The sequence below is a fragment of the Plectonema cf. radiosum LEGE 06105 genome (genome assembly GCF_015207665.1).
Taxonomy (GTDB): domain Bacteria; phylum Cyanobacteriota; class Cyanobacteriia; order Cyanobacteriales; family Nostocaceae; genus Rivularia; species Rivularia radiosa_A.
In genome coordinates this window covers 1-11,465 of sequence record NZ_JADEWL010000184.1, presented here as the reverse complement: position 1 = coordinate 11,465, position 11,465 = coordinate 1, and the positions used below count along the sequence as shown (strand labels likewise).

Annotated in this window: 8 protein-coding genes; 4 read left to right on the top strand and 4 right to left on the bottom strand. The window is 35.5% G+C overall.

The annotated features are described in order from the left end of the window. Positions 1-18: 18 nt before the first annotated feature. Both gcvH and gcvT read right to left on the bottom strand, forming a co-directional pair. Complete coding sequence (gcvH, locus tag IQ247_RS28995) at positions 19-408, bottom strand: glycine cleavage system protein GcvH (RefSeq protein WP_193925281.1); 390 nt, start codon at positions 406-408, stop codon at positions 19-21. 179 nt (positions 409-587) lie between these two features. Beyond that, a complete protein-coding gene (gcvT, locus tag IQ247_RS28990) occupies positions 588-1,697 on the bottom strand; it encodes a glycine cleavage system aminomethyltransferase GcvT (protein WP_228060141.1) in 1,110 nt (369 codons plus the stop codon). Between the two features lie 236 nt (positions 1,698-1,933). Here gcvT and IQ247_RS28985 point away from each other — a divergent pair, with 236 nt between their 5' ends. Further along, entirely contained in the window at positions 1,934-2,428 is a 495-nt protein-coding gene (locus IQ247_RS28985) for a pentapeptide repeat-containing protein (protein WP_193925278.1), read from the top strand. Positions 2,429-2,528: 100 nt separating this feature from the next. On the opposite strand, the gene mrdA is transcribed toward IQ247_RS28985, so the two are convergent. Then, positions 2,529-4,367: a penicillin-binding protein 2 gene (gene mrdA, locus IQ247_RS28980; RefSeq protein WP_193925277.1), complete on the bottom strand. Its 1,839-nt coding sequence runs from the start codon at positions 4,365-4,367 to the stop codon at positions 2,529-2,531. 402 nt (positions 4,368-4,769) lie between these two features. Here mrdA and IQ247_RS28975 point away from each other — a divergent pair, with 402 nt between their 5' ends. Together IQ247_RS28975 and IQ247_RS28970 are read left to right on the top strand one after the other, a co-directional pair. Continuing rightward, positions 4,770-5,900 (top strand): ABC transporter ATP-binding protein, encoded by a 1,131-nt coding sequence (locus IQ247_RS28975; protein WP_193925276.1) that lies wholly within the window; start codon positions 4,770-4,772, stop codon positions 5,898-5,900. Positions 5,901-6,003: 103 nt separating this feature from the next. After that, complete coding sequence (locus IQ247_RS28970; protein ID WP_193925275.1) at positions 6,004-7,089, top strand: ABC transporter substrate-binding protein; 1,086 nt, start codon at positions 6,004-6,006, stop codon at positions 7,087-7,089. 164 nt (positions 7,090-7,253) lie between these two features. On the opposite strand, the gene IQ247_RS28965 is transcribed toward IQ247_RS28970, so the two are convergent. Then, positions 7,254-8,321, bottom strand: a complete 1,068-nt coding sequence (locus IQ247_RS28965; protein ID WP_193925274.1) for a bilin-binding protein — start codon at positions 8,319-8,321, stop codon at positions 7,254-7,256. Positions 8,322-9,827: 1,506 nt separating this feature from the next. On the opposite strand from IQ247_RS28965, the gene IQ247_RS28960 reads away from it, so the two are divergent. Then, the gene (locus tag IQ247_RS28960; RefSeq protein ID WP_193925272.1) at positions 9,828-11,264 is read left to right on the top strand and encodes a glycoside hydrolase 100 family protein; all 1,437 of its coding nucleotides are present in this window, start codon (positions 9,828-9,830) and stop codon (positions 11,262-11,264) included. Positions 11,265-11,465 lie beyond the last annotated feature (201 nt).

Genomic DNA, 11,465 nt, shown 5'->3' with positions numbered 1-11,465 from the left:
CCCCATCCCCCCATCTCCTTAATCCCCTTCCACCTGGGAGCTATATTCTTCTGCACTCATTGCATCATCAATATCGGTGGGATTTTCAACTTTCACTTTGATCAACCATCCTTTACCATAAGGATCGTCTGCTAATTTTTCCGGAGAATCCATCATTGGATCATTACATTCAGTAACAGTACCAGTTACGGGTGAATTCAAATCTTCTACAGCTTTTACTGATTCAACCGTACCAAAAGTTTCTCCTTTTGTGACGCGATCGCCAACTTGTGGTAATTCTAAAAATACAATATCTCCCAACTGATCGATGGCAAAAGCACTAATGCCAATCGTGGCATTTTCACCTTCAAGACGCACGTATTCGTGAGTGTCTAAATATTTCAAATCTTCTGGATATTCAAAAGCCATATTCTTTTTTAACTAATTATCAATTATTAATTATCGGCAATTAAGGTCAAAGGTTAAAGTGAGTTCGACGATAATCACAGAAGTCGGGTTTTTATAGTAATTATCGGTAACATCAGAAAACCTTTATAAAAACCCGACATATACCCCACACACAGTTCGCTCGGCTTGTCTCTCCATCTTTATTTACCGACGCGATTTGTTGATCGATAAAAGGGACGCTTCACTATTGTTGCAGGATAGATTTTACCGCGAATTTCTACTTCTAATTGGTTGCCGACGCTTGCTAGTTCTGCGGGTACGTATGCTAAAGCAATAGGATAACCGAGTGTTGGCGATAAGGTACCACTAGTAATTTCTCCTACTTTTTGACCTGCGGATAATACTGGATAGCCATGACGAGCGATGTTGCGTCCTTGCATTTGTAAACCTACTAGTTTGCGTTGAACCCCGGTGGCTTTTTGCTGTTCTAATACCTCACGTCCAATAAAATCTCCTTTCGTATCTAAATGAACTAACCAACTTAAACCAGCTTCTAAAGGAGTGGTAGTGTCATCGATATCTTGTCCGTAGAGTGCCATGGCGGCTTCTAATCTCAAAGTATCTCTCGCACCCAATCCACAAGGAACTACACCTGCTGCAATCAAATTTTGCCAAAGTTCTATTCCTACAGTTGGTTCTACCATTACCTCAAAACCATCTTCCCCGGTGTAACCAGTACGAGCTAAAAAAGCGGGTTTACCGAGTAATGTTGTATCCAAGTGACCAAAAGCTTTGATAGAGGTTAAATCTCGATCAACAAATTTTTGCAGAATTTCAGTAGCTTTTGGTCCTTGAACTGCTAATAATACCTTTTGAGTTGATAAATCCTGGAATTCCACTTGTTTAGTATCCAGGTGTTCGAGTAACCATACTTTATCCTTAGCTGTAGTGGCAGCGTTAACAATGATAAATCCTTTTTGAACACCAGTATTATCTTCACCTTGATAATAAAAAATTATGTCATCAATAATCCCAGCTTGGGGGTTTAATAAAACAGTGTATTGTGCTTGATTTGGTTGCAGACGACTTAAGTCAGAAGGAACCAGACGCTGGAGTTGAGAAATTAAATTTTTACCTTCTAAAATAAATTTACCCATGTGGGAAATATCAAACATTCCAGCAGCATTTCTCACAGCCTGATGTTCTACCGTAATACCAGAAAACTGTAATGGCATTTCCCAGCCACCAAAACTAGTAAATCGCGCTTGCAACTCTTGTATAACTGAAAATAAAGGCGATCGCGCAATCATTGCGATTTCTTCTTGATTAGCCACAGATAAATAAAGCTTTTCTTAATCAACATCTTTAAATATCCTACAAGAGTTAGGAGTTAGTTGATGGTTGATGGTTGATAGTGGACAGTTGACAGTGGACAGTTAACAGTTGTTATTTTCTACTAACCATTAACCACTAACCACTATCTACTAACCACCATCCATGAAGTATGGTTAAATGTGGATGTATTGAGTTTTATAAAGTAGAGATTATGAAATTTTGGCAAGTACTAGCTAGCTTATTTTTAGTTATTGTTGTGCTTTTCTATCCTTTATCAGCAGAAGCTGCAAGTTCTTCGAGTATTTCACGTGCGGCTGGTAATGAATTATCTGGTAAGGATTTATCCGGTCAAAGTTTAGTGGGAGAGGAGTATACTACTCTAAATTTAGAAAATACTAATTTTAGTAACGCCGATATGCGCGGTGCTGTTTTTAACGGTTCATTATTACAAAATTCAAATTTGCATGGTGTCGATTTCACTGATGGAATAGCTTATTTAACAAACTTCAGTGATGCCGACTTGAGCGATGCAATTTTTACTAATGCAATGATGTTACGTTCTATTTTTCGTAATGTTGACATTACCGGGGCTGATTTTAGTGGTGCTATTTTAGACCGCGTAGAAGTTCAAAAACTGTGTGAAACAGCAAATGGTGTTAACCCAAAAACCGGCGTTTCAACTCGTGCTTCTTTGGAATGTAACTAGAGAAGAGGACAAGGGGATGGGGGGATGGGTTAACGCATTACGAATTACCAATTTATTACCCCCCAAAACTTATGACATGAACCACTAACTCCTATACTTATCACTGAGTCTTTTTGGCTTCAACTTCAGGTTTTTGATATTTACCGGGATATTTTCTTTGGAAGTAATCTTCCATAACTTGTTTTACCATTGGTGCTGCAACTGCACCACCACCAGCCCCAGAGTGTTCACCGAATGCTAATACGATAATTTCGGGTTTGTCTGCGGGTGCATATCCACCAAACCAAGCGTGATTGGCTTTGACGCGATTGGATCTCCATGCTTCAGCAGTTCCGGTTTTACCAGCCATGGGAGGAATTGTGGGGGAATTCATTGATTTAGCCGTACCATTTGTAATTACTTCTCGCAATCCTTTACGAATAATCTCGACGGTTTTTGGTTTCATACCTACGGATTCTCGCCATTTCTTTTTTTCTTCGTTGTCTTTGAGTATGTGGGGCTTAACTAAATAGCCACCATTTGCAGGTATGGCGAACATTCGAGTTACTTGTAAAGGTGTAGTTAGTAAGGCTCCTTGACCAATTGACATATTAACAGAATCACCTACCGTCCAATCGCGCTTCCATAATTTTCGTTGATAAGCGTTATCGGGTACAAAACCTCTGGATTCGTTAAAGGAAAATTCCGAACCTGTTTGTGAGCCAAATCCAAATTTTTTAGTCCATTTGATTAATTGTTCACCCCCGACTCTCGCACCTACTTGATAAAAGAATGTATCGCTACTCATCGCTAAAGCTCCGGTAAATCCTAAAGGACCAAATCCAGCATGGTTCCATTCATTAAAACGGTGTCCGCCGAAAATTCGATAACCATAAGTTTGTAATACTGTATTCGGCGCAAATTTACCGGATTCTAAACCTGCTGCGATAGTAACAACTTTAAAAGTACTTGCAGGAGGATAAGCTCTGAAGGCGCGATTGAGCATGGGATGGTTTTTACCTAAAAGTATTGCTTCTAACTCTTTAGGTGAGGGTTTTTCCTTAGAAAATACATTGGGATCAAATGCCGGATTAGATACCATTGCTAAAATCCCTCCGTTCTCCGGATGCATCGCGATAATCGTGCCGGTTTGTCCTTGCAAAGCTTTGTAAGCGGCTTTTTGTAAATCTATATCTATGGTTAATTTAATATCTTGACCGGGTTTTGCTTGTTTTACGCCTAATGTTCTTAAGGGACGACCTTTACCATCAACTTCCACCTGTTGACCGCCCCATTCTCCCCTGAGCGTAGTTTCAAATGCTTTTTCTACACCCATCTGTCCGATGACATCTCCTAAACGGTAGCCGTCTTTCTTCTTCTCCGCTAACTGTTCTGCGGTGAGTTCGCGGGTATAACCGATGACGTGAGCTAATTGTGCGCCATGAGGATAGTAACGAATGGCTTCTCGGTTAATTTCTACACCTGGTAGTTCGCTTTCGTACTCTTTTAAAGCTGTAATTTGTCCCAGGTTGATATCACGAGCAATTCTTACTAAGGAGGAGGAGTTTGGTCCAGCTTCTGTTAATTTCTCTTCAATTTCTTTTTGGGGTATACCAAGGATTTGAGATAAACGCGGACCGATTGTATTCCATGTCTCTTCTTTTTTATGAGCCATAGGCCACAAATATACAGAATGAGGATAGCGAGTTGTAGCTAACAGTTTGCCATTTCGATCGTAAATATTACCTCGTTCTGGTTGACGGAGAATCAACCGAATCCGATTATCTTGCGCTCGTTTTTTGAAGTTTTCTCCTTTAACTACTTGTAAGTATGCCAATCGACTAAGTATTCCACTTGTCAACAACAAGGTCAATACGATTAAAAATATAGATTGGTAGCTTTTTCCTACGGTACGTGCATCTTTTTCTTTACCGATGCGAGGTAGTTGTAATAAGGTCATAAGAGAAAAACTGATAGAGAAAATAGCATTATCTGTATACGATTGCATCCTGGTATTAACCGGGAGACGACCGTTAAATAATTGAAAGAATATATCGTATTTACGTGTATTTTTAGCTACTTTGTGTTAAACAGTGAAAGTCCTAAGACATTTGTTTTTTTTACAAAGCTAGGGAGTTTAATACCCTCTCTAAAAACAAGACGTTTTATATGGGGGTAAAATCTCTATCACCTTGACGTAATTAATTGTCAAATGGCTGACTTTGTAATATTTCGGCGGCATTTAGTAGCAAGGAATTTGTTTTTGACGTATACAATAAACCATGATTGCCTATAATAGTTAGCTTAATAGACTACATATGTTGGCGCAAATACGTACAAACACACATTTTTAAATAGGATTATGTCTCAAACTATAACGCAGCAGCAAGAGGATATCACAACTTTTGAGTCACTTGATGTTGAATTGTCTGGAGTGTTCAAATTTTTTAACAAAGAACCGGCTTTACACGGGATAGATTTAGATGTCAGACAAGGAGAATTTTTTAGTATTCTCGGTCCTTCTGGTTGTGGAAAGACAACTATCTTACGTTTAATTGCTGGTTTCGAGAAACCTGACGCTGGTGAAGTATTTATTCAAGGTCGTCTGATGGCTAAAATTCCTCCTCATCGTAGACCAGTTAATACTGTTTTTCAAAGTTATGCTTTGTTTGACCATCTCAATGTATGGGACAACATCGCATTTGGCTTGAAATTAAAGAAACTACGCAAAGCTCAAATTGCCACTAGAGTCCAAGAAGCTTTAGAACTCGTGAAAATGCAAAGTTTGCGATCGCGATTTCCCTATCAACTTTCGGGAGGTCAACAGCAGCGTGTAGCATTAGCACGGGCTTTAGTCAATCGTCCAGCGGTGGTATTGTTAGACGAACCTCTCGGTGCATTAGATTTAAAACTGCGTAAGGAAATGCAAGTTGAGTTATTAAATTTACATAGAAACTTAGGATTAACTTTTATCATGGTAACGCACGACCAGGAGGAAGCGTTGTCGTTATCTCAACGTATTGCGATTATGAATCATGGAAAAGTTGAACAAATCGGCACGCCAAAGGAAATTTACGAGCAGCCGCTATCAGCGTTTGTAGCTGATTTTATTGGGGATACTAATCTGTTATTGGGAGAGATAGCAGATGTTGATGCAGCTAATATCGAAGTGATAACCAAAGCTGGACTCAAAGTTATTGTCAAGCGTAATGCATTCACTCCTACGGGAGTATCTCAAAGTGTATCATTAAGCGTGCGTCCGGAAAAAATTCAGCTTTCACTGTATAAACCCAGCGTACAAAATAACTGCTTTGAAGGACGTTTAATTAACATTATGTATTTAGGAACTCATGTTAATTATGTAATTGAATTAACGCCTTTGTTACATATTACTGTGATGCAGCCGAGTACATTTGGGATGTTACCAAACCCCGAAACACCAATTTATGCTTGGTGGTCAGAAAATGATTGTTTGGCTTTACTTAATAATTAAATAATTAAATAATTAAATAATTAATAGTTTCATGTTTGAATGTGTAACATTTTCTCCATGTTGATTTTTACTTCTCGATTTAGATAAAAAAAAGAAATAATAAATGATTAGAAGAAGAGAATTGCTTACAGGGTTGGCTGCATTTTCTGGATTAATAACTGCAAGTTGCGGTTGGAAATTAGGTGATGTGAGAGCATCTTCTACCATAGCTAATGGATTTGATAAATTGCATCTTTTTACTTGGAGTCAATACACAGATAGCAACTTATTAAAAACTTTTACTACCCAAACTGGTATCAAAATACTTGCAGATGTATATGATGCTAATGAAGTAATGCTTGCTAAATTACAAGCAAGTGGTGGTGGTACTTACAGCCTGATTTATCCATCGGATTATATGGTAAGTAAGATGGTAAATAAAGGATTATTAAAAGAAATTGAGCGCAAACGTTTAATCGGGTTGGATAATTTATTTCCTCGCTTTCAAAATCCCGAATATGACAGGAAAAACAGTTATAGCGTCCCTATTAGTTGGGGTACTACTGGGTTTATTTACAATTCTGAAAAAATTACCACACCTCCTCAAGACTGGAATTATTTGTGGCAAAATCAACAACAACTTTCCAAACGAATTACCTTACTCAATGATGCACGAGAGGTGATTGGTGGAGTTTTAAAAATGCTGGGTTATTCCTATAATTCCCAGAATGAAAGCGATATCAAACAAGCTTATGAAAAGCTACAAAATTTGAAACCTCACATTGCTGCTTTTAGTACCGATGGATGGAGAAATCAAATCATGTCAGGAGATTTAATCTTAGCAATGTGTTATTCTTCAGATGCTTTTCAAATAACCAGAGAAAACCCCAAATTAAAATACATAACACCTGAAAGCGGTTCATCTTTATGGACTGACACAATTGCCATTCCCATAACATCTAGTAATCTCAATGGTGCCTATGAATGGATAAACTTCATGTTACAACCAGAAGTTGCAGCATCGATGAGTAAACGTTTAGGTGTTGCTACTCCAAATAGTGCCGCTTTTGAATTATTACCTCCAGAAATTCAAAATAATCCAACTTTATTTCCACCAGAAGATATTCTACAAAAATGCGAGCGCCTTGCTCCTGTTGGAGAATTTGAACAGGTTTATGAGCGTTACTGGACTAAATTAACCAGTGGATGAGTCAATTTTGGATTTTAGATTTTAGATTTTGGATTGAGAGGAGTTACGAGTAATAAGTAATAAGTAATAAGTAAGGAGTTAGTACCACCGGAGTTTTTGTAGAGACGTAGCACTGCTACGTCTGTACGGTACCACCGGAGTTGACAATTACCAATTACCATAAATCAAACAATATCTACCGTTATTTCTTCGGTAAAACCTAAACTTCTACGCTCTTTAAAAAATACCTGTTTCATACCTTGAGTATAAGGTTTAAGTAATTCTTTTTGTTCTGAATCTAAACGACTTTCCATTTCCGAAGCTAAAACCTCACACCATTTTTGGGTTAATTCCCATTTTATTTCAACTCCTTCTACTACCATTGCACACAAAGGAATTAATTCTTGTTCGATTGGTGTGAGACTTTGTTCTAAAAAACATAATAATATATAAGCTTGGAACATATTTAAGTCACGAGAACAAGAGTGTGTGATACCACGCTCTGTTAACTTACCTCTTCTACTACGACTATTAGGTAATAATTCAATTAGCTGACGATAAACTGATTGGGCAATTTCCGACGCAGCTGGCATCATTTGTTCTACAAGCTTTAATTGCGGCGAATCCAACTCATAATTAACAGCATTAAAACACACTCTTTGCCAAGGCATCGCTACTTGTTCTTCAACAAATTTCAAATAAGGTGTTAATAATGCTTGTTCGGCAGATGTTAATTTTTTTAGTATTAATTGATTGGTAAAATTTAATTGCGAAGTCATAAAACCAAGACTGCGCCAATCTTTCGATGCTACGTGTTGCTCCTGAAATACAATTAATATCGGTTCTAAAGCATATGCAAGTTCCTCTACTGCTGGTATAACCCACTGAGAAAGAGTGTTATTTTCTATTTCTATCTTCGGTGACTGTTGCTGATAAATCTCCATTAACTTTTTGTAAACACGAAAAGCAAATTGTGTAATCCTTCTTGCTTCACTTAAATCTAAAACATTCGGAATATAACTGTAGAGATTTTTTGTTTGTATCCATGCCATTTGACAATTAACATCTAACATTTTCTCTCTTAATTTGTTCGCTGTTAAAGCTCTACCTTCTAGTGTTGCTGCTTTTAATAATTGATCACAAGATGAATTATGTGCCAGCAAGGAAGATATTCCGGGTGTATAACGACGCGCCCAAATATTTAGCAAGCGCTCAGTTGAAGATGTTTTGACAATTTTAGAACTTTTTAGCATACATTTTTCCTTTGTTTTTTTGATCAGTAATAAATCAGCTTATAGTAAATTATTCAAATTGTTATATCTATTACAGAGTTCATCTTAAGTACAGTGTAAGTATAATACAAAAAAAACAAGTTAAATTTTTAACTATTTTTGATGAAAATCTCTTGCTAGTACTATTTTTTTTTAGCTTTCGATTTGCTTAAATTACTTGTTTTTATTGTAATGAATATTACTAAAACTGAAAAATGAGAATAAATAGTTGTTTACACTGAATAACTATTCTAAGTGAACATTAAATATGTATAAATACTGAATTTTACCAGCGAAAATTAATATAGACTTTGTTTGTTAAGTTGTATTTTTTTGACAAATATCCTCGCAATGAGTAGTTTACAAAAACTTTATCAAACTTTAGCCATACTTTATTAATTTTTTGTACGTTTGAGAGACGGTAACATTGAAATAGATATTATATTTGATATAATTTCTGTAACAACGATTACTAAATAGCGGTTTTTTTATTAAGAGCCTAGCCTTAGCTGTTAAATTCTAATTTAAACAGCTTTATTGTTGATTTGTGTAGAAATATTTCACGTTACCTTACTTATTATCGAGGATAAACTTACTTGTATGTAAATCAATTGATACTTTATTTTACTCAATATCGTATATATATCTAAGCTATGAGAATATTTAAACAGTATATGTTTTAAACCTGTTTTTTATATAAACTAATAAAGCTGCGACCTAATTTTGTAGTTTTATATACAGTTAAAGATAAAGTAGTTTTTTATATTTGCAAATATTAGCAAATTAAGCTAGAACTCGATCTTAGGATTTAACACCAAATCAAAACAGTAAATAAAACCATAATTGCATTTTTAAATAGTAGCAAATATTACTATTGTTTGATAGATGTTGGTTTCTCTATCTTGAGACTGGTTTTTTATTTTTTTTGGTATCATGCAACTATTCCTTAATAGTTAAAAGTTTAAAAAATCACTATTTTTTTATTTTAATTTGATAAGATAATACCTATTAAAAATGTTGCATATTGCCTTTATAGAAGGCATAAAATAACTTTTTTAATAATTTTTCTTGTTAAATCGCTTGTTTTTCAAAAACTATATCAAAGGATGAATTGAAATAATTGTTGCACTATATTCTAATCTGTTATAATTTTTAATTATGCAAGCAATTAAAATAAAAAATAATAATTTTTTATAGTGTCATCAATCTACTTTAAGTATCTTTACTCAAGAATATTTTGATTCAACCCCAAGGAATTAATAGAGTTACAATATGTATTTACTTGGTAATCAAAATGAATTTTTAAATGCAAATAATGTGACAAATACTAGATATTAAAAAGCTAATTATTTGTTTTTTAAAATTCTGCATAATATGATGTCTATTGATATTTCGTCGTTGTAGATTTTAATTATAAGTTGCTAAATTAAAAAAAATGTAGTTTTTATTGACTACATTATTCACACATTAAAGGGAGACAATCTAGATATGCAATTAGAAGATATCGCAGCTATTAAAAAAGTAGAAGAAGAAGCATGGGAACAACTGCAAAAAACAATTCTTTATTATCAAGGTCGTCCAGTAGGTACAGTTGCGGCTTTGGATGGAAGTGTAGATTCATTAAACTATGACCAATGTTTTGTTCGAGATTTTGCTTCATCCGCTCTACTTTTCTTAATTAAAGGACAAACGGATATAGTACGCAATTTTTTAGAAGAAACTTTGAAATTGCAACCCAAAAATAACCAGTTGGATGCTTATAAACCGGGACAAGGTATCATGCCAGCTAGTTTTAAAGTGGTATCTCGCGATGGAGAAGAGTATTTAGAAGCTGATTTTGGTGAACACGCCATCGCAAGAGTTACACCAATTGATTCTTGTTTTTGGTGGCTGATTATTTTACGTGCTTATGTAGTCGCAACTAAAGATTATTCACTGGTATATCAACCCGAATTTCAAAAAGGTATTGGGTTGATTTTGGAACTTTGTTTAGCAACTCGCTTTGATATGTATCCAACACTGTTGGTTCCCGACGGTGCTTGTATGATTGATAGACGTTTGGGTATTTACGGACATCCTTTAGAAATTCAATCGTTGTTTTATGCAGCATTACGTGCGGCGCGAGAAATGTTAATCTGTCATGGAAATCAAGATTTGGTGATTGCAATTGACAATCGCTTACCTATTTTACGCGCCCATATTCGTAAGCATTATTGGATAGATATTAAACGTCTTAATGCTATTTATCGTTATAAAGGTGAAGAATACGGCAAAGAAGCTATTAACCAATTTAATATATATGTAGATTCACTTCCTTATTATGAATTAGATAAATGGTTGCCAAAAAAAGGTGGTTATTTAGCAGGTAATGTCGGGCCATCACAGTTAGATACTCGTTTCTTTTCTTTAGGAAATTTGATGGCAATTATTTGCGATTTAGCAACTGAAGAGCAATCACAAGCCATTATGACTCTTATTGAAAAGAGATGGGAAGATTTAGTAGGGAATATGCCGATGAAAATTACTTTTCCCGCATTAGAAAATGAAGAATATAGACTGATCACTGGATGCGATCCGAAAAATATTCCTTGGTCTTATCATAATGGTGGAAGTTGGCCAGTTTTAATGTGGATGTTAGCAGCAGCAGCGATTAAAACAAATAGAGTATGTATTGCCGAAAGAGCAATTAGTGTTGCTCAATTACGTCTTCAAGAAGATGAATGGCCAGAATATTATGATGGTAAGCGGGGAAGATTAATTGGTAAGCAAGCCAGAAAATATCAAACTTGGACAATTGCCGGATTACTCTTAGCAAAAGAAATGATTAAAGAACCATCTAATTTATCTTTGGTCAATTTTGAGCCATTTACTATAGAAGAAGCTTCTAGAGCTTGCGAATTTGAAATTGATAGCTTTGATGCTTAATTTTCTTTCAAGTTTCAAGTTGAAATTTATGTTAATAATCTCTCTCGCAGATGTAAAGTAAAGTGAGGGGGATTCTTTTTTATATGTCAAAGGTCAAAGGTGGGGAGTTAGGAGTGAGGAGTGAAGAGTTAGGAGTGAAGAGTTAGGAGTTAGGAGTAAGAAGTAAGAATTTATTACTTATTACTTAGCATCCCCCCATCC